20 protein-coding genes are annotated in these 19,627 nt (G+C 40.7%); 17 read left to right on the top strand and 3 right to left on the bottom strand.

All coding sequences use genetic code 11. The annotated features are described in order from the left end of the window. The first annotated feature begins 299 nt into the window (after window positions 1–299). The 11 genes from BUA79_RS08960 (at window position 300) to BUA79_RS09005 (ending at window position 7,888) form a co-directional block, all read left to right on the top strand. Window positions 300–1,628: a hypothetical protein gene (locus BUA79_RS08960; RefSeq protein ID WP_073994098.1), complete on the top strand. Its 1,329-nt coding sequence runs from the start codon at window positions 300–302 to the stop codon at window positions 1,626–1,628. A gap of 158 nt (window positions 1,629–1,786) precedes the next feature. Then, the gene (locus BUA79_RS08965; protein WP_143147902.1) at window positions 1,787–2,320 is read left to right on the top strand and encodes a hypothetical protein; all 534 of its coding nucleotides are present in this window, start codon (window positions 1,787–1,789) and stop codon (window positions 2,318–2,320) included. Window positions 2,321–2,374: 54 nt separating this feature from the next. Further along, window positions 2,375–2,611: an excisionase family DNA-binding protein gene (locus BUA79_RS08970; RefSeq protein WP_073994100.1), complete on the top strand. Its 237-nt coding sequence runs from the start codon at window positions 2,375–2,377 to the stop codon at window positions 2,609–2,611. 91 nt (window positions 2,612–2,702) lie between these two features. Next, window positions 2,703–3,230, top strand: coding sequence for a hypothetical protein (locus tag BUA79_RS08975; protein WP_073994101.1), 528 nt, complete (start codon window positions 2,703–2,705; stop codon window positions 3,228–3,230). Between the two features lie 159 nt (window positions 3,231–3,389). Then, the gene (locus tag BUA79_RS08980) at window positions 3,390–4,580 is read left to right on the top strand and encodes a tyrosine-type recombinase/integrase (protein WP_073994102.1); all 1,191 of its coding nucleotides are present in this window, start codon (window positions 3,390–3,392) and stop codon (window positions 4,578–4,580) included. A gap of 139 nt (window positions 4,581–4,719) precedes the next feature. Beyond that, a complete protein-coding gene (locus tag BUA79_RS08985; RefSeq protein ID WP_073994103.1) occupies window positions 4,720–4,923 on the top strand; it encodes a hypothetical protein in 204 nt (67 codons plus the stop codon). A 354-nt stretch (window positions 4,924–5,277) separates the two neighbouring features. Continuing rightward, the gene (locus tag BUA79_RS08990) at window positions 5,278–5,568 is read left to right on the top strand and encodes a hypothetical protein (protein WP_073994104.1); all 291 of its coding nucleotides are present in this window, start codon (window positions 5,278–5,280) and stop codon (window positions 5,566–5,568) included. Window positions 5,569–5,870: 302 nt separating this feature from the next. Then, on the top strand, window positions 5,871–6,026 hold the full coding sequence (locus BUA79_RS12560) for a hypothetical protein (RefSeq protein WP_178138573.1): 156 nt from the start codon (window positions 5,871–5,873) through the stop codon (window positions 6,024–6,026). Between the two features lie 88 nt (window positions 6,027–6,114). After that, entirely contained in the window at window positions 6,115–6,462 is a 348-nt protein-coding gene (locus BUA79_RS08995) for a hypothetical protein (RefSeq protein ID WP_073994105.1), read from the top strand. A 13-nt stretch (window positions 6,463–6,475) separates the two neighbouring features. After that, window positions 6,476–7,072: a hypothetical protein gene (locus tag BUA79_RS09000; protein ID WP_073994106.1), complete on the top strand. Its 597-nt coding sequence runs from the start codon at window positions 6,476–6,478 to the stop codon at window positions 7,070–7,072. A 474-nt stretch (window positions 7,073–7,546) separates the two neighbouring features. Next, on the top strand, window positions 7,547–7,888 hold the full coding sequence (locus tag BUA79_RS09005; protein WP_073994107.1) for a zinc ribbon domain-containing protein YjdM: 342 nt from the start codon (window positions 7,547–7,549) through the stop codon (window positions 7,886–7,888). Window positions 7,889–7,963: 75 nt separating this feature from the next. On the opposite strand, the gene BUA79_RS09010 is transcribed toward BUA79_RS09005, so the two are convergent. The 3 genes from BUA79_RS09010 to BUA79_RS09020 form a co-directional block, all read right to left on the bottom strand. Next, window positions 7,964–9,961 carry an MFS transporter gene (locus BUA79_RS09010; RefSeq protein ID WP_073994108.1) on the bottom strand — a complete coding sequence of 666 codons (1,998 nt, stop codon included), beginning with the start codon at window positions 9,959–9,961 and terminating at the stop codon, window positions 7,964–7,966. Window positions 9,962–9,986: 25 nt separating this feature from the next. Continuing rightward, window positions 9,987–10,403: a MarR family winged helix-turn-helix transcriptional regulator gene (locus BUA79_RS09015; protein ID WP_073994109.1), complete on the bottom strand. Its 417-nt coding sequence runs from the start codon at window positions 10,401–10,403 to the stop codon at window positions 9,987–9,989. A 184-nt stretch (window positions 10,404–10,587) separates the two neighbouring features. After that, on the bottom strand, window positions 10,588–11,127 hold the full coding sequence (locus BUA79_RS09020; RefSeq protein ID WP_073994110.1) for a TetR/AcrR family transcriptional regulator: 540 nt from the start codon (window positions 11,125–11,127) through the stop codon (window positions 10,588–10,590). Between the two features lie 247 nt (window positions 11,128–11,374). Here BUA79_RS09020 and BUA79_RS09025 point away from each other — a divergent pair, with 247 nt between their 5' ends. From BUA79_RS09025 to BUA79_RS09050, 6 genes are all read left to right on the top strand, one after another. Further along, a complete protein-coding gene (locus BUA79_RS09025) occupies window positions 11,375–13,696 on the top strand; it encodes a YhgE/Pip family protein (RefSeq protein WP_073994111.1) in 2,322 nt (773 codons plus the stop codon). Between the two features lie 368 nt (window positions 13,697–14,064). Further along, entirely contained in the window at window positions 14,065–15,513 is a 1,449-nt protein-coding gene (locus BUA79_RS09030) for a diguanylate cyclase (RefSeq protein WP_073994112.1), read from the top strand. A gap of 467 nt (window positions 15,514–15,980) precedes the next feature. After that, on the top strand, window positions 15,981–17,189 hold the full coding sequence (locus BUA79_RS09035) for a type II secretion system F family protein (RefSeq protein ID WP_073994113.1): 1,209 nt from the start codon (window positions 15,981–15,983) through the stop codon (window positions 17,187–17,189). A gap of 43 nt (window positions 17,190–17,232) precedes the next feature. Next, complete coding sequence (gene pilM / locus BUA79_RS09040; protein WP_073994114.1) at window positions 17,233–18,267, top strand: pilus assembly protein PilM; 1,035 nt, start codon at window positions 17,233–17,235, stop codon at window positions 18,265–18,267. Between the two features lie 19 nt (window positions 18,268–18,286). Continuing rightward, complete coding sequence (locus BUA79_RS09045) at window positions 18,287–18,844, top strand: hypothetical protein (protein ID WP_073994115.1); 558 nt, start codon at window positions 18,287–18,289, stop codon at window positions 18,842–18,844. Further along, window positions 18,841–19,611: a hypothetical protein gene (locus BUA79_RS09050; RefSeq protein WP_073994116.1), complete on the top strand. Its 771-nt coding sequence runs from the start codon at window positions 18,841–18,843 to the stop codon at window positions 19,609–19,611. Before BUA79_RS09045 ends, BUA79_RS09050 begins: the two co-directional genes overlap by 4 nt. The last annotated feature ends 16 nt before the right edge of the window (window positions 19,612–19,627 follow it).

A 19,627-nucleotide genomic window follows, 5' to 3' on the forward strand; every position in this document is an offset into this window, starting at 1 on the left:
ACGGAAAGGGATGCTACGGTGTCAGAAGCCATCATCGACCGGATTGTTCACAATTCCTATGAAGTCATGATTGATGGCCGGATATCCATGCGTGAGCGCCATGGATTAAAATCCTCCGTCAAAGGATGTGGGGCACATGCTTGAGACCGATGAATTCTGAAGAATGGGTCAATCTTATCTGGGCAGTTGATCCTGGTGCCAACGATGAACTCGATTAAGATTTAACTTACAAACTGCACTCTATCCGGAAAGCGGTGCTCTGTTCTTCCGGATAGGGATGCTCTGACTTTCCGAAAAGCATGCATTATTGGAACGGAATATTCAAAACAGGAAGAGCACCCGGTACGGATGCCATGAATCAGTCCCTGAGTGTTTTGGAAATGAAAGCTGTATTTTCCGGAAAAAAGTATACGCTCTCAAAAAGGTGCTCAAAGCATGAAGGCAAATACTATTACGATCTTGTAGATGCCGGCTGGAATAATGTTGTAATAGATGAGTCTGGGTGGACAATAACAAGTGCCCCGCCGATCCTGTTCACTAGAAGTAAAAACATGAAAGAGCAAGTTCTCCCCGTTCCTTATGATGACCTCACAATTCTAAATAAGTACTATAGGTTCAAGAACAAAGCGGACGAGATATTGCACATGGTTGATATGGTGACAAAGTTTATCCCGGATATTTCGCATCCCATAGATATCATATATGGGGAAAAAGGCGCATCAAAAACAACTTCCATGAAGAAGGACAGAAGCATAGTAGATCCAGCGGTCAGAGATGTCGTATCCATGCCATCCAGTAAAGCGGATCTGGCCTTGATCCTGAGCAGCAATTACATGCCTTGCTTTGATAACATTGACAATATAACGCCTGAAAAAAGCGACTTGTTATGCATGGCTGCTACAGGCGGCGGATTCAGTAAAAGGACATTATACACCGATGATGATGAAACCATACTCTATTTTAAAGAACCAGTTATGCTTAATGGCATTAATGTCGTTGCAACCAGAGCGGATCTGCTTGATCGTGCCATCTTACTGGAACTGGAAAGAATTCCTCCAGAAGAACGTAAAGAAGAGCAGAGGATATGGCGAGATTTTAACAGTGACAAACCAAAAATCCTAGGCGCCATATTTACAGTACTCTCCAAGGCGATGAGCCTATATGAGGAAGTACAGTTAGACAGGCTGGGAAGGATGGCAGATTTCACCAGATGGGGATATGCCATAGCAGAAGCGGCAGGTATTGGCGGAGAAGTGTTTCTTGATGCATACCTGAACAATCAGGAACGAGCTAACGATGAAGCAGTGGAATCCAATCCGATTGCAGTAGCAGTAATAAAGCTGATGAACAGGATGGACAGCTGGAAGGGATCTATCAACGAACTCCTTGGAACGCTCCAGAGTATCGCAGAAAAGGAAAACATAGATACATTTTCCAGGTTATGGCCAAAGGAGCCGAATGTGCTTAGCAGAAGGTTGAACGAAGTCAAATCAAATCTTGAACAGTTCGGCATCACATATGTTATAAGGCACCATTCCAGTGCAAAAATCATAACGATTGAAAAAAACGCAAATAACCAAGTGCAGATCGTTTTTATAGAAGAAGACCTGCCAACCGTAGAAATATAATACCGTGAGAAGCCGAAAATATCGACACCATCGGCGAATCTGGCACTGAAAAAAGTGCTGATATGGTCATGGTGCCGATATTCAGGGCAGATCGCAGAGGAGACGACATGTCAGTTACACCTATAAATAAAAATAAAAAAATCCAGGAGGAAAATATAATGATAAAAAAGATTGAAAAAAACGAGACCGAAACAACAGAGGTTGTAGATGTAGAAGTGGGTACCATGGAAGACCATGATTCAGAGACCAGCAATGCTGAAACCAGTAGTGCCGAGGAAAGTTGCGAGGGAGAGCTTGAAAACTCCCTATTCAAAGGAGCCAAAGCGGCCACTAGTAAAACCAGGAACCAAGGATATACGGAAGAGAAAGGCATACTAACGATTGTCTATGCAAAAACAGGGAAAAGACTCATTTTTTCCAGCGAAGTCATGGGAAAATTAAATAACCCTACAACTGTACAGGTAGCATTTTTAAAGGACAAGTTACTTATAGGCGAGAAACTCCCCGAAAATGACAGCTTGTATAAAACCAAGAAAAGCGGATTAAAGCATATGATCTACTGTACGGCACTCATAGAGGAGATTATCGACGAATACGGTCTGAGTTTCGGCAATAGGACATCCACAACTTTTTTAGAAGTGGAGTACGGTATGTATGAGAAATCTCCAGTCGCGTCAATAAAAATGAAGTAGGACGCGGATAAAAAATCCATGTAAATGGAAAAAACAAGAGGGAGGATGACATCCATGGAAAATTTAAGGATTTTAGATGACTTATTAACAGTTCACGAGGTGGCTACCTATATTAAACGCAGCTATAAGACGACCTTGAAGCTGATCAAACAGGGCAAGATCCGGGTGGTTAACGATGGGGCCAGGGGCTATAGAATTAGTAAAATAGACCTTTACAAGTATTTGGGCTTTATCGGGGAAGATGAAAAGCCAGAACAGGAAGAGTTGAAGAAAAGAGTACGTAGAAGGTAAGGAAACTGTTGGGTTATCCCTGAAGGAATTTTGGGGATATTTGCAAATACAGATGATGCTAAAAGTGATTAGCAGATGAAAGGAAGAAAAAATGAATAAAGTAGAGGATAAAAAAATAAACAAACAGCAAGAGGAGTCCGAGAGAGAATGGCAACAGGTCATGGATAGTATGGTGGATATGAATGACATGATGAGGATGAGTCCGAAATTTATTAAGAAAGCTTTTGAAATAAATAGGGCAGAATTCCTATTCGAAAATATCTGGGCTACGTTTAGCTATAAGGAAGGGTTTATACCACGCGATGGAGAGGAGAGAGTACCCTTCAAGGAGCTCATAGCCGCCGATTTTTATGAACTAGAGTATCCCCCTTGCCATTTATATGTATACAGAAACAATTTGACTGCCATTTGGTATGTGCCAGAATATTACCTGATTAATGAATTAAAAGAAGAGGAATCAAAGCGTGTTATAGAGAATATCCGGAAGCAGTTAGAAAAGCTTGAGACATGCTCATTGGAGGAGCTGAGTGGGTGTGGCTGTGTTTATGAGATGGACAAAGACACCTACTATCTGCATTACAGAAGGCAGGAATTCGAAAGACTTCTGCTGGAAAAATAATCAACGGAAGAGAAATACATGAAACTTTTGAGGATCTGCAAACTGCTGTCAATACTGGCAGCAGCAGCTTCCTCCTTAACGAAGAAAATCAGCAGGAAAATCATGCTTATATTATAAATCAGATACCAGACAGAGAAACATACAGAAAGGAGTACAGGAATGTATACAGGAAAAAAAGTAGTCTCGGGCCATCTCGAGCCTAGGAAAAATTCAAAGGGTGAAATTACCCATTACAGAGCGGTCTTATTTTTGGGGAGGGATGAAAACGGGAAACAAATTAAGCCGTATAAGAAAGCGCGTACGAAGGAAGCGGCGGAGGCCCTATTGATTCAGATGAAAGCAGAGTATCTCAACAGTGAATTCATATTGCCGAGTGAAATGAAGGTCAACGATTATTTGGAGGAATGGTATGCAGCCTACATTGTAAACCAAAGAAGTGAGAGTACGGAGCTGGATTACCGGGAAATTATGGATCGATATCTCATTCCGACCTGGGGAAAAGCAAAACTTCAAGCTTTAAGCACTTTACATATCCAGAAGACTTTCAATGCATGGGGGGTCAAATCACCATTGAGTGATAAGCCCCTATCAGACGAAACGTTGAAGCATATCAGGAGAGTATTCAATACGGCCCTGAATAAAGCAGTCGATTTGGAATTCTTAAAGAAGAATCCTTTAAAGGGCGTGACCATCGGAAGACGAAACGTGAAAAAAGAACTAGAGGTCTTTTCAGAAGATGAAATCCAGCGCCTGTTCAAAGGGATAAAAGGAACGGATGATGAACTGATAATCGTCTTTCTTTTTGATACCTTAGCCAGGAGATCAGAGGCACTGGGAGCACGGTGGAGCGATCTCGACATGAAATCAGGGATTCTGACGATACAGCATACCTACATACGGACGCTTAACGGATGTAAATTCAAGGATGGAACAAAGTCACAAAGCAGCAAGAGAAGCATGGTACTGACAGATTACACGATGGGATTATTACGAAAGGAAAAGCTCAGACAGCTGCAGAACAAGCTAAAGCATGGTCCGAAGTATGAAGATAATGATCTGATCATCTGTCAGGAAAATGGCAGACCATATCAGGGTTCTTCCTTCTATCAGAAATGGAGCCGAATTTTAAAGAAGAACGGCATCAGACACATAAAACTGCATGGAAGCAGGCATTCGGGGATATCAATGATGATTGCGCTAGGATTGAATCCGAAGTCCGTGCAGGAGAGAGCAGGCCATAAGAGCTGTGATATCACGATGAACATCTATGCACACGTAAATCAGGACCAGAAAAATAAGACAGCACAGGTTATCAATGATGACTTCTTCAAAAACGTTTCAAATGGCTAGAGTGCGGAGGGGGCACTTTATCACTACCGATAAAGTGCCCTTAAACCCCTTTATTTCGTTAAACAGAAGGAGCATAGTACTTCATCGCAGATAATAATTTAATGCATAAGACCGGTACGGTTGTAGATAGGAGGAAAACATGAAAGGATTAAAAGATACAATCGTTGGGGGCGCATTTCTGACCAGTGGGTCAATCGGAGTTGCGGTAGATGGATTAGAAGAGACGATATTTGGGTTATATAATACGGGAATATATGAACACAAAGATATATACTACGTGTTTATGCTATTCGTTATTTTAGGAGCAACGCATATTTGTTTGGGATTTTTTGAAGTGTCTTGAGTAATAAATCATTAAAATATACGGAAAAAATTCCGACATGGGTATAAATCTCAAGGACAGCACAAACGTGTCAGCGCAATTTGCGTGTAAAAACAGAAAAGTTTTTCAGCTATACTGGCGCGATGTTACTCCTGGACATTGCAATATACCTAACGAAGGGTTATACATTTAAAATTTCAAATAAATGTGTTGTATTTGTTGTGAAACAGGTAAAATTCCCACGAGTGTAAGTTTACTTAACTATATAAAAATGATATAATTCGACTTAATACAACAAAAAAACAGGAATATCACATAGGAATGTTTGTGATAAATTGTGAAGCATAATAGAAAATTACAGGGGGAATGTTATTCATGGATAAGAAACAGTTAATAGAAGAAATAGCAAGTAAGATAGATGATAGGGACTACAGTTTAATACTAGACTTAGGTGGGAAGTTTAATCTTCGAGAACGTGAGGATGATTGGCGTGATAAATGGAGAATTGTTACAATAGTGGCAAATTTTGATGAAACTACTGGAAATGTAGGGATTGCAGCTTCGCAAAATGCTGAGTTCATAGATGATTTGTTCAATTATGCTGAAGAAGCATGGGAGAAACACATGAATACTGGAGAAATTAATCTTGACAATCCTTGGATTTAAAGTCATAAAATCATACCTTCCATGTGAGAATTTATGCGCCGGACCACGATAAGCTCGAAAGACATAGGGTACGCCACATTCTATCTATAAAAATGACGAACTTCCATATGAAGGCGTGCTGGTCTAGGCATTTTTCCATAGGGTCTTCAGTGGCGAGAGGACTCCGCGTTAATCTACAATGTGGATCGTTTTAAAGTTTTGGTTTTGACATTAACTGCGGTATTTATGAACTTAAAACGACCCACTGATCCAAAGCAATTATTGAGATGTTGGGCAGTTGAGATGACTTCCTCCCTGTCCAATTGGAGAATATTTCAACGGTTTTGAGTGAAGATGACGACCAGACCACGGAGAAGATTGAAAGCAAGCTGAATGAGCTACAGCAAGGGCTCCTCCGGCTTTTAGGTGTAAAATCGGAGTATCAGACGCAGTTTTATACTCCGATTGTGTTTGATTGACACAAATTCTGGAGACAGAGTAGCTGCCGAAAACATTGAGATAGCAGAACAGCTAGCTAAAAAACATTAATTACTGGAGGGAACGGATATGTATATGAGTTCATTGGAAGAACGCAGAGCTAGAAGAAATGAAATAAAACTTGTTACTGCTGCTTTGTATGAAGCAAAAGTTAAGAATGAAGAAATCCTGAGGGTATTGATGAAGGTATGTGAGGCAGATAGAGAGGAAGCAACTAGTGCGTTTCAGAATGAGAAATTCATGTTACATCCTTGTAGAGAATTGTATCAATACCTGATTCTAGAAAAAGGCTTTGAAGAACATGACGCTGATGTGTTTGTACACACTAAAGCCGTACGCGCATTAGCTGACAATAAGGAGCTAAGTGAATTATCTCCTGCAAAAATGTTTGATACCATTAATAAGGCTAAAAAATAGTAGAGGAAAACTAATGGCTAAAAGAGATCGTTATGATGTGCTGGTTATACTTACAAATAATGCGGCTCTCATATGGAAAGAAGCTCGTGGGATAGCACCGGATTCGGCGGCAGATAAGCTGGACGACGCTATGCTTGAATGGCAAAGCGAATTAACTAAAGCATTGATAATTTGGATTGATAAAAGTCTCACAATGACTACGGGGGAGCTCATTCTTGCACGTGCAAATCTTGGTGCAGTAGTTGAGTCGTGGCTAAAATTCTTTTACTGTGTTTATTATGAAGATTATTGTAAGAGCCCGATTACAAATAAAAAAGGTAAAATGATAGAGCCGGAAAAAGCGTCTTTCGATAATCTTAAAGACTTTAGTAGTGGAAAGCTATGGAATGATGAGAATTCACCGGAGTACGCATGGGTTAATTCTGTACAGCATAAAAGAAATGCAATTCATTCGTTTAGATACAGAGATATCGGAACTCCACTGGAATTTTTAGACGATATTGATCATCTTTATGATTTTGTAGATAATGTGCTTTCGCACTTTCCACCACTTGAGGACTATATCGAGTCATATCCAGCGGGCTATGTGATGAATCCGTATTTTGATTGATAGGTTCCCACGAACATAAGGTTCCAAAATTAGCGCAAGACATCATTTCTACTTTCTCCGGCCATGTCGAAATGGCCAGGTTGATATTTAGGATGACTAAAGGATAAGAGAAAAGGCGGGAAAGTAGACATCCGACGTATTTTCCAAAAAGAGAGCAACCTCGATGCGGAAAAATGAAGACCAAGTGCGAGTTTCAAGTTGAGAAAATCCGACAATAAAGATTATCAATAGCGCTTGTTCGCCGGAACGGTCGCCTAGTTATGTAAACCAAATTGCGAAAAAGCGCTATCACTTGTAAACCCTAGGAAAGCGGCAACTCTTAGATTTTGATTTGAAGGTCCTCTTAATCAGGGTGTGCAGGGTTCGATCCCCTGGAGGCGCATTGTAAGTACCAGCTTTGGGGACGGAAGAGCCTTGGGGTAGGTGCTTATTTTTTTGTGAAAAAGACAATTAACGAATGGAGAAAATGAATCAATGGATAATTTACCAAACTGCCCGAAATGCAATTCGTCATACATATATGAGGATGGAAACCTTCTGATCTGTCCGGAGTGCGCGCATGAGTGGGCTGCCGGAACCGAAAATCCGAGCAATGTGGATGAAATGGTCGTTAAGGACGTCAATGGAAACATCCTGATGGATGGGGATTCCGTAACAATCATCAAGGATCTCAAGGTAAAAGGCGCTTCCGGACCCATAAAGATGGGCACAAAAGTAAAGAATATACGTCTGGTTGACGGGGACCATAACATCGACTGCAAGATCGACGGGTTCGGGGCGATGAGCCTGAAGTCGGAGTTTGTTAAAAAGATATAGTTTAAGAGATAAGGAAGCACCAGCTTTGGGGACGGAAGAGTCCCTGGGGCTGGTGCTTCTTGTTTGCTGGAGTTATTATTTTTTGCGTACTTTATAATCATCACGATAGAAAATCAATAACAGAATAGCGATTACAGATGCTGCGAAAACAGTAAGATAGACCTGCTTAAAGCCTTTATTCAAGGTGGTTTGAAAAGCTTTTTCAATTTCAGGACTGGTATTATCTATTTCACGCAGGTAATTTGCTTTCGCCTGCTCAAATGAGGATGGCACAGCATCCCTCAATGCAGTCATTTTTTGAAGGGTTTCCGACATTTGGATTTTTGATGTTTTCATTTGTGCGATAACAGCCGGACCGGGTCCTGCGCCAATGGGCATTTTTTCCATCTCAATGATTTTTTGATCCAGGGATTCAATTCCCTTACTCAGGCCTGAAATGCCATTATCGATACCAGAAGTTATTTTTATAATGACGTCCGGTGTCATTTCCATGAACATTCTATCAGCGAGAATTTTCGTGTTTTGTGTAATGTTTGTGACATCTGATGTTTTCATCAAGTCAACCAGGTCATTCGGCATCATATAATCACCGTTGCCATTCATATTTATTTGTACTGTCTGCATAGAAGTCAGATCAGGCATGGTAAACTTTGAGAATTGTTCGCTGGTTGCTGGATCGCTTTTTAATTTTGCAAATTCATCTGTCAATTCTTGTGCATAGGGAAGAGGTGGAACACTTATTTCAGTTGGGAGCAGTTCCATGACATTTGATTGAATTCCAATACCTGCATGTGCGATAAACCCAATCATAATTGCAGGGGCAATCGCCGTTCCAATTGACCTTATAAGAGAGAGAGTAGCCAAGGCCGAATTGGATTCTTCTTTTCTTGTATTTTCAAGCATCATGTAGTTTAGCGGTGTACCTATAGTGAAACCCATGCCAAGTCCTATGAGGATCAAGCTCACTATGACATGGAAGAAAGTCGGATAATTGGTTGTGATTAACACAAGGTACAGGGCCCCGGCGATGTTCGCGATAAAGCCAAAGCCCAGGACGATTTTCACACCAAATAAATCGATGAGTCTTCCTGAGAGGGGGGCGCCAACACCTGCAAAAACTGCGAGAACCAAGACAAAATAACCGCCACTTCCCGAGGCGATTTTCAAAGCATTTTCAGAAAACTGAGGTACAAAAATCATACCCATCATAGCAACCCCAATTACAAACGAAAGAACAAGCGTAATGACAATATTGGCATTTTTAAAATACTTTAAATTAATAACGGGATCTTGAGCCTTTTTTTCAACTTGGATAAAGATCGGAAGTAAAAATATAAAAATCAGCAGGAACGGCAACACAGCCGAACTCATTACAGAAGTCCCAAGACTGAAAAAATCAACGTTTTTCAGCCCGTATAATAAGGATAGCACCATTACAGTCAATATTGAGATACCGGCAAAATCGATTGGTTTCACATTTTTTTCTTTTGTATTCGGAAGAGTCAAAAAACCGGCAATTAATATGAAGAGTGTGATTGGGATATGGATGTAGAAAATGTACTGCCAATTATTTTTTCCAAATAAATCCAAAATGGCGCTGCCGGCCGAAGCACCAAAGATATTGGCAATTCCGAAAACACCACCCACTAAACCAAGCGCCATACCGCGTTTTTCTCTTGGAAAAGTCGTGCCGAATTCGGCAGTAGCAACGGGTAGGATTCCGCCTCCGCCTATGGCCTGAACAGCTCTGGCAATTAAAAGAACCGTAAAACTGTCCATGTTTTGTGCCAATCCGCAAAACATTGAACCAATTCCAAATAGGAAAATACTTGTCAAATAAATGTATTTACGTCCATACTTATCAGCAAGTTTTCCCATGATTGGAATACTCGCTGCATAGGCGAGTGTGTAAATCGTGATCATCCAGATGCCTGTTTTTTCGTCGACGGATAAATTGTTTTGGATAATCGTTCTGGCAGGGGTGACGATTCCAGTATCAAGTGCCCCCATGAAAATACCTAAAAGATACACTGCTAAGATCAGTCCGAAATTCTTATTCTTTGTTTGTTCCATTAGTTTGCCTCTCCAGTTCAAAGTTTTACTCGGGTATTTGAGAAACATTGTCTGCCATCGTTCCTAAAATTCTGACAAATTGTTCGATTTCTTCTGAACTTAAGCCCCTAAAAAAATATTGATTCCATTCTTCCAAAATAAGTTTCATATAATCGAAAATCTGCTCGCTTTTTGAGGACAGCAGAATCAATTTTTCTCTTTTATCCAGTGGATTTTCATTACGAATTATATAGTCTTTTGCTTCTAATTTACTTAAAGATTTTGCAATAGCGCCTTTGTCAATCATAAAATGCTTTACGATATCATCTTGACTGACATTTTTATTCTCTGAAAGATACATCAGAATTACTTGTTCTGAAAATCCGATATCAAGTTCTCGAAGTTTACGCTCACAAAAGGTGCGGCAGTGTCGAATTATAATGGATAGGTTGTTCATTAACATGGTTTATGTCCTCACATAAAAATAAAATAGTTGTAGCTACAACTATTTTATGGTGGATCTTTCATTCTGTCAATCGGATATTTGAGTCAATGAAAGGACCTCCTTTAAAACGGTTGTTGAAAAATGTAATCTGTGGATTTTGAGATAAAAATTTGCACTTAAGTCCGAATTCACTGTGTGAAAATTAAAAGTCAATTATAAGTTTAGCCATTTCATCAGGGGAAGAATCCATTCCATTTTCAAGCCATTTCTGGATAACTCCAATGCAGCCTGATATTATGAAAGGCTTGTAGTAGTTAAGCTTTATTTTTGAAGATGTATCTAACAAAAGAGGCTGGGAATTGTTGATTGCTTCCCTGAATTTCTGTATAAATGAATAATTTCCGTCCGGACCCAGAAGTATTTTGCACATTTCTGAATTGTTTTTCACAAATTCAAAGACATAGGTGATGAATGGCATCATTTCTTCGTAGGTTGAAGCAGAACTAGAGTATTTTTTATAAGCTACAGTGAATTCAGAGAGCATTTCAGTTTCAACCTGATCCACCATGTCATATATATCCCTGTAATAAAGGTAGAAAGTTGCTCTGTTTACATCAGCCAAGTCCGTAAGCTCTTTAACGGTTATTTTGTTTATTTTCTTTCCAGACATAAGTTGTATCAATGCATTGAGAAGCAGTCTCTTGGTCCTCCGAACACGCCTGTCTATCTTTTTTTCTTCCATAAAAGTCCTCCTGATTTATTTACATCAAAATAATCAACATAAATGGAAGATATGTTGATTAATCAACAAAAGCAGCACATATTAACGATTGAACTATTCCTTATACTATCTATAATACAACATGTGTCAATTAAAATGCAACGGTTTATCAGGGGGCCAGGTCCATTTATATTCATATATTCTTAATATGGCCGTAAAGTAAGACGATACTCCTGATAAGGAATGTTAAAATGAAAGGGTATATAAGATGAGCACAGGTAAGAAAAAGAGCACAAAAGGACTCGTAAAAACAATTCTAATTGTGGCAACTATTGGCGTGCTGTTTGTTCCAGTGCTTTATTCCGCAGTTTACCTTGGTTCCATATGGGATGTTTACGGAAAAGTAAGCAATGTCCCTGTTGCTTTTGTGAATCTGGATAAACCAGTTGAAAGAGATGGCAAGGAATATGCTGTTGGAAGAGAGTTGGAGGATAAGCTTAAAACCAATGACAAGGTTGCATGGAAATTTTTAAGCTATGATGAAGCGGAAAGAGGAGTTGAAGGGGACGACTACTATGCTATGATTGTGGTCCCTGAGGATTTCTCTCAAAGAGTTGCAGATGCCGGAGGTGGCAATTTAGAAAGACCTGAGATAATTTATACTGCAAATAAGGGGAGAAACTTTGTGTTTTCACAGATTTCCGAGAGGGTGGCCCAGGGCTTAAAGACAGAGATAAGTTCTAACATCCAGAAGGAGATTTCAAAGGTCCTTGTGGAGAGCCTTTATGATGTCAGGGTTTCAATAAAGGCTGCTGGGGATGGGGCATCAACGATTCAGAGTGGCACACAAAAATTATATGATGGAAGCGAAGCTCTTGTTGTCGGGACTGAACAGGCAGCGGAGGGATCCTTAAAGCTTAAGGATGGGATCTATAGTGCAGCAAATGGTTCCAGTCAGCTTGGAGATGGAACCCTTAAGCTCTATGAAGGAAGCAGTAGTTTATCCCAGGGTATTGGAACTGCAGCGGAGGGATCCAGGCTTCTCCAGACAGGACTGACGGCAGCCGCCAGTGGAGAAGGGCAGCTGGCCTCTGGAATAGATATACTTGTAAATGGATTGGTTTCATTTAAAAACGGACTCTTGACGAAAAATGAACAGATATCATTACTTGTAAAGGGAGCTGACAAGCTAAGCAGCACATTGAACACGAGCCTTAATGTATTGGCAGAGGGCGTTGATCAGGCTGCTAAGGAAACGAGTCAGGCATCAGATATTCTGAATTCAGAAGTAGATAACATTAAAAACTCAGATTTAAGCGATGTGGATAAGGAAAAGATAATTGCAGCGATTTCAACTGTAGATAAAATCAATAGATCTGATATGTCATCCAATATAACAGAACCACTTAGACAGGCAGCGACTTCTGCAGATCCACTGGCTGCCAGTCTGAAGCAGCTTTATGAGGGTTCAAATCAGATTTCCTCAGGAATTGCTGAGCAGGCAACAGGTCTTGAAAGCAGCATGGCTATAACGGGAGCAGATCTGGATCAACTTATTGCAGGAGCAAAGAGCCTTCAAAGCGGAAGCTACAGCCTGCTGGAGGGAATGAACACCGCAGCCGTAAAAACAAGCCGGCTGTCCCAGGGGCTTGATACATTAAACAGCGGTGCACAAGCACTCAATTATGGCATAAAATCCGTTAATGATGGTACGGAAGCTCTAAACCAGGGGCTGAATACAGCCGCTGTTAAAACAGGAGAGCTTTCAAGCGGCTTGACAAAGTTAAGTGATGGAACAGCAGCTTTAAGCGATAGTCTCGGTCAGGCAAACGAGGGGGCTATCAAGCTAAGTGATGGACTAAATGCAGGCGATGATGAACTGAACAATATGCTTACGTTTAATGCAGAAAATATGTCTGATTATGTTTCAGATCCAGTCGTCTTGAAAACTAATCCAATTAATGATGTTAAGCATTACGGTGAGGGCTTTGCGCCTTACTTCATGTCCTTATCCCTTTGGCTTGGGGCGATGTTTATAAGTATAGTTTTCACCGTTGCAAGATTTGCAGCGGTGTACAAGGGAAAATTTCTGGGAAGCTTTTGGGGGAAGCTTATATCAGGCTCATTGCTTGTGACAATTCAGGCTTTGATACTCAGTTACGTGGTACTTAACGTGCTAAATATAAATGCTGTCAGCGTAAGAGGCTTTTACCTGGGCAATATTTTCACCGCGGTTGCATTTTACTGCATAATGTATGGCTTGCAGCATGCAATTGGTTTCTTTGCATCGCCAGTGCTCTTTGTGGCGCTTATATTTCAGATAGCATCATCAGGAGGAACCTTCCCTATAGAAGCTACTCCGGAAATATATAGGGTGATTGGAACCTTTCTGCCAATGACCTATACAGTAAAGATACTTAAAATGATCATATCCGGAATCAACATAGCGCTTTTGAAGGAAAACATCAGCATAATGCTGGTTTATGTAATGTTGTTCCTTGCTGGAGGAGCTGCTGTCAGGGCGATGATCAATAGAATCAAGACTATAAGGGATCCTAAAATTATAGAGAATGCTGATTCTGGCGATTGATATAAATTTTTTATTGACTTATTGCATAAAACCAGCTGTATGCTCGCATCTACCATATCTACTATACCTATTTATTTTCTGGTCTTATAGAAAGATTAGGGTGTGTGGGGTTCGATTCCCTGGAGGCGCATTGTAAGCACCAGCATGCTGCATGGTTAGAAGCTAAAAAACTTTAAAAATGCAGTGTTTGTAATTGTTTGCAGGCTGTTGTATACTGTTTTTATGTTGAGTTTTTGGATATTCAAATTAAAACCCTGAAGCAAATTATGGAAAACAACCCGAAATGATTTTTGATTGTTATAAAAATCGAATTCATATAATTTGGACATCTAAAGGAGCTAGTATAGAACAAGGAAGGAGATCGGCGAATGATTGAAGAGTATTATAGCATGAACCCATGCTATGAATATTTATCAACTGATACAATAGCGGAATGGCAAAGTATTATTGATCTTGTCACAAGATTGTCCAACGCACGTGTTGGTCTTATCATGCGTGTTATTTCAGATAAAATTGAAGTCTTTGTTGCAAGCAATAAAGAAGGTAATCCTTATAAAATCAATGAAAAAGAGTGTCTTCATGGTTCGGGTCTATATTGTGAAAGGGTAATTAAAACCCAGAGTAAACTTCTGGTTTCCAACGCCTTAAAATCCGATGAGTGGAACCATAACCCAGATCTTAAACACAATCTTGTAGCATACCTTGGATTCCCGATTAGAAATCCGGACGGCAGTCTTTTTGGCACGATATGTTTGCTTGATGACAAGGAGAATCAATTTTCTGACGATTTAATTGAATTGATGAGTAAGATGAGAAACATGATCGAAGGCCACCTCAGGCTTGAGAGACTCCGAAAACAAAATGCCGAGCAAATCAACATAATACATGAAAACAATATTCAATTGGACCATGCCAATCATGAATTGATGAAGAGTGAGGAACGATATAGGCTAATAACAGAAAATATTTCAGATGTCATCTGGGTTTTAAATCTGAACAAAAAGCACTTCACATATATAAGCCCCTCCATTGAGCAACTAAGAGGATACACGGTAGAAGAAGCGATGGCTGAGAAAATGGAAGAAGCGTTGACGCCTTCATCAGTTCAATTTGTGATGGAAAAACTTTCTGCTCATGTGCCTCTTTTTATAAAAGATCCAAAGATGGTGCAAAGCTTGCGAGGGGAAGTGCAGCAACCATGTAAAAATGGTGAAATCATATGGGTAGAGGTAACACTTCAATTAAAATATAATACATGCCAGGAAATAGAAATTATAGGTGTAAGCCGCAATATTGAAAAACGGAAGAAAACAGAAAAAGAAGTTTTATACTTAAGTACGCATGACTATTTAACAGGATGTTACAACAGAGCTTTTTTTGAAAAAAGGGCAGAAGAAGAGTTGGAAAGATCGACCCGTTACCATAAGCCGATTTCCTTTTTGATGCTGGACCTGGATTTTTTCAAGAAAATCAACGATACTTATGGGCACATAGCTGGGGATGGCGTTCTAAAAAAGTTTGCTGAAACAATAAATGCTATTTTGCGGAGTTCAGATATCTTTGCAAGATTTGGTGGAGAAGAATTTATTGTGCTGATTCCTGAAACAACTATCGACGGGGCAGTTAATGTAGCGGAGAAGATCTGCTCAGCAATTGAGAATACGGTTCAACCTATGAATGAGAAAATAACAGTTAGTATTGGCGTTGTAGAGCGTAACGCAGATGAATCTTTGGATGATTTATACAGGAGAGTTGACCAACAGCTCTATCAGGCAAAAGCGTCCGGAAGAAACCGTGTTGTCGCTGATAAAGCATAAGGGATATAAATATGATATGATTGAGGTTGATTATGACTTGGATAAGTTTTTATCCGGCATCAGGAGGAGTTTAATTTACTATATCATTCAATAAAATAAACTTACTATGTGTATTTTCATCGTCAATACCCCGTATCGATCTTTATCGCTAGCGAGCTCACAACCTTTAATTCCGCAGCACAGTCCGAATCGGATGGCCTCAGCATCATCTGATGAGAGTTATCTCCAGATTCCGCCTTGTCGATAAACATCAAGTATGTTGCCTGTTCGGGTGCCACAGCGAAGAATTACTGAAACATGACCGTATTTGCAAAAGCGACCAGATTTTAGAATCCGTCCGGCGTCATTTCCATGAACATTTTTAATTGCACAATATATAGGATAAAGGTATAATGAACCTATAATGAATTATCAAACATGGTTATGTTTTCACTGGTCATGCTTGATTCTTATATTGAGGTGGGAGTATGCAGGAATACAAGTGTGTTGTTAAAGGGGTAGACGGAAAAACCATCAAAAATTACAAGTTGAAAGCTGAGGACGAAGCGGCCTTAATGAAGCAGATAAAAGCGAATGCTTTATATCTTGTCAGCTTTCAGAAAACCGAGGCCAAAAAGGATATCATCGGAGGCAATAAGCTGAAGCTGTCACTGAAGGACATTGCCATGTTTTCCCGACAGCTGTCGGCCATGCTGGAAGCCGGAGTGACCCTGGTAAAGGCGCTGAACATACTTTATCTCCAGATGGAGAAAAAGAACGTGAAGGAAAGCATCCGAAGGCTTTATGAAAGCGTCCAGAAGGGCGAACAGCTGTCGGAAGCATTGAAAAAGCAGGAAAATGTCTATCCTGAAATCATGATAAGCATGGTGGAAGCCGGAGAAGCCAGCGGAAGCCTGGATTCTGTCATCGCCAGAGTGGCCGACACCTTCGAAAAAGATGTCAAACTGAGAAACAAGATCAGATCCTCCATGATGTACCCCATCATTCTTGCAGTGCTTTGCGTAGCCGTCGTATTGATTCTGGTTATGAAAGTACTCCCCGTATTTATGACCATGTTTACGGCAGATATGGTTTTGCCACTGCCGACCAGGATACTGCTGGCATTCTCTGGTATTCTAACCGGATACTGGTACATAATATTCCTGGCAATCGCCATAATCGTGCTGGCCCTCAGAGCCTACCTGGCCACGGAGGAAGGCAAGCGGAAATGGCATTATATGCTATTGAAAATGCCGATTCTGGGAAAGACCATTACCAAGATTTCTGCGGTACGGTTTACAAGGACTTTAAGTACCTTGTTGTCCAGCGGTATGACCCTGATCCAGTCTCTGGAAATCGTTATAAAAGTCATCGGCAACCGGATCGTAATGGATGGCCTGGAAGTCACAAAAGAAGATATCCGTAAAGGAATGCCTCTCTCCCAGTCCCTGCGTAAAGCGAATATCCTGCCTCCCATGGTCTATTCCATGATCGGAATCGGGGAAGAATCCGGTACCATAGAGGCTATGCTGGATAAGACCTCGGAGTACTATGATGATGAGGTGGAGAATTCCATCGCTAAGCTGGTTGCAATGCTGGAACCCATACTGATTGTATTTATGGCTGCCATCGTTGGATTTATTATCATTTCGATAATGCTGCCGGTATTTAATATTTACGATTCAATCGGAAAATAACTGCTCGAAAATTGGATTTATAACAGCGATGGAGGTGGATGATTTGCATTCTTTATTATCTTTGGACATTGGAAAGAAAAATATACATATCGTCGAAGGAAGCTTTATAAAAGGAAGCATTATGGTTAACAAGGCGGTTACCATTGATGTGCCGGAAGGGTCTTTCCGGGGGGAGACGATATCTGATCCGGAAATACTGATGGATAGTATCAAAAGAGCAATCCAGACTCATGGGTTTAACACAAAAGAGGCAGTGGTGACGTTTGATGGGTACGGGTCTGTCATCCGGGATGTTGACCTCCCGGCTGCCAAACCCAAGGAAATAGCGGAGATGATCAATAATGAGATGGTTCAGACCTATCATGTCACATCTGAAAAAGTGATCCAGTACAAAAATGTCGAGAAAGTTACTGGTGAGGACGGGATCCTGCTGGACCGGTACAGAGTAGCAGCCATAGACAGGGAAATCGTGGAAGCCTACCATAATTTGTTGATCGGCTTAAAACTTAAACCTGAGGCTATGGATATCAATATTAACGCTATGGACAAGCTCCTTGAAGGTGAAATTACCATAAATGACACGATAATCAATGAAGAAGGTGCCGTTCTGATGGATTTCGGTGATGAATTATCAACCATTTATATCCTTTCAAAAGGCAAACCAATATTTTATAGACAGGTGGATTCCGGCGCCGGTGAAATTGAAAAAATCGTCAGCGACCAGGTATTTGAATCCGTAGAGAACATCAGGAAGATGAAGGAAGAGGGATTCAACTTCTTTGGAAACGGTGAAGAGGAGCAAAAATACTTCAACATTCTCCGGCCGTTTTTTTACAATCTTACCGACGAAATCAGGAAAATCATCGGATTTTATACAAGCCGGCCAAACGTAGGCAAAGCAGAGCGGATGTTTTTGTTTGGAGGCGGCAGCAATTTAAAAGGGTTTGCGGAGTATTGCGAAAGCAGCCTCGGCATGCACACAGAACAGATCACCCATATTTCCAAGATCAAATTCAAAGACCCGAAGACACCCCTTGCACCCTATATGAATGCAATCGGTGCTCTGGTTCGATATTAAATGAAGGCAGGTGATGTGGATGAGAGATTATAATTTTTTTGAGGTATTTGAGAGTAAAAAGGGCGTAAAGCTCAACCCCAGATCCCCGTTCTTCATAGCAGCTGTAATTATAGCAGTCTGTGTGGTCTTATCCCTGGGACTGGTCGTTCGCAACTGGATCTTGACGAAGAACATCGATTCAGCCACGGAAGAGCTGGCAAAGACGAAAACCAGCCAGGAATATATTCTGGCCAATGAACTGCAAAACAGCATGGATGCCATGACAGAATATGAAAAAAGTGCGGATACCACTTTAGAGAAATTTACTTCAGCGGATATTATCGGCTCGCAGCTGATGACAGACATATTCAAAGGACTTCCTTCCAATGCGGTGGTCATATTTTTCAACTTAGAGGGATTAGATTTAAAAATGACATGCGATGTTCCAAACCGGGAAACAGCGGCAGAGCTGCTCTTGGGACTGAAGCAGACAGAGCTGATGCAAACGGTCAAGTTGGATACAATCGAAACAAAACAGGATAATACAGGGCTGGTCGTCAGAGTTTACGGAGTCCTAAAGGCAGGTGAAGCAGAATGAAAAAGCAAAGTGTCGCTATCAGGGGAAATGATAAAAGATTATTGATTATTCTGTTGGCAGTCATTATAGGTTTTCTCTGCTATAATTACGTAATCAATCCACAGCTTGCAAAAGGTTCTGAATTGACTGCACAAAAGGGTCAGGTTGATTTGGAGCTGGAAAAAGCCAAAAATGATATTGCAAATCTGTCGGACTTACAAACACAGGAAAAAGAAACGAAGGAAAAATTAACGGCAAGATATGAGTCGTTCTTTTATAATCTCAACGAAGAGCGCATCCTGACAAAATTAAGCTCATTGATGAATGAATCCGGATTGCCGGTGACAACTTATACTCCATCTGTCCCGGTAGTTTCCAGCATAAAAATTCCACAGAGCACATACGTACCGATAGAATATCCGCTGCTGGATATTGCGGCAGCAGCCAACGAGGAACTGAAGCAAAACGAAGAAACTGCAACCTCCGAAACCAATCAAAATACAGAGGATGCCGCAGGCGCCCTGGATCCGGATGCGGTTCCAACGGTTGACATAACCATTGAAATAAGCGGTGCGAGCTATCCTTCAGTAATGAATTTCATACAAAAAATGGAAGAAATGCAGAAGACAGTACTGATTAAAAGCATTGAGTTAAATAAGAATGATACGGGTATCAGCGGTAATATGATCATATCGATCTACTCTCTGCCAAAACTGGATCAGGGAGAAGCGGCTGAATTTGAATTTTCACCTGTAATTCCGAGAGGCAAAGAAGATCCTTTCATGTAGAAGGAGGTGTCCGGTA

Origin of the sequence: Parasporobacterium paucivorans DSM 15970 (genome assembly GCF_900141895.1) — a bacterium.
GTDB classification, from domain to species: domain Bacteria; phylum Bacillota; class Clostridia; order Lachnospirales; family Lachnospiraceae; genus Parasporobacterium; species Parasporobacterium paucivorans.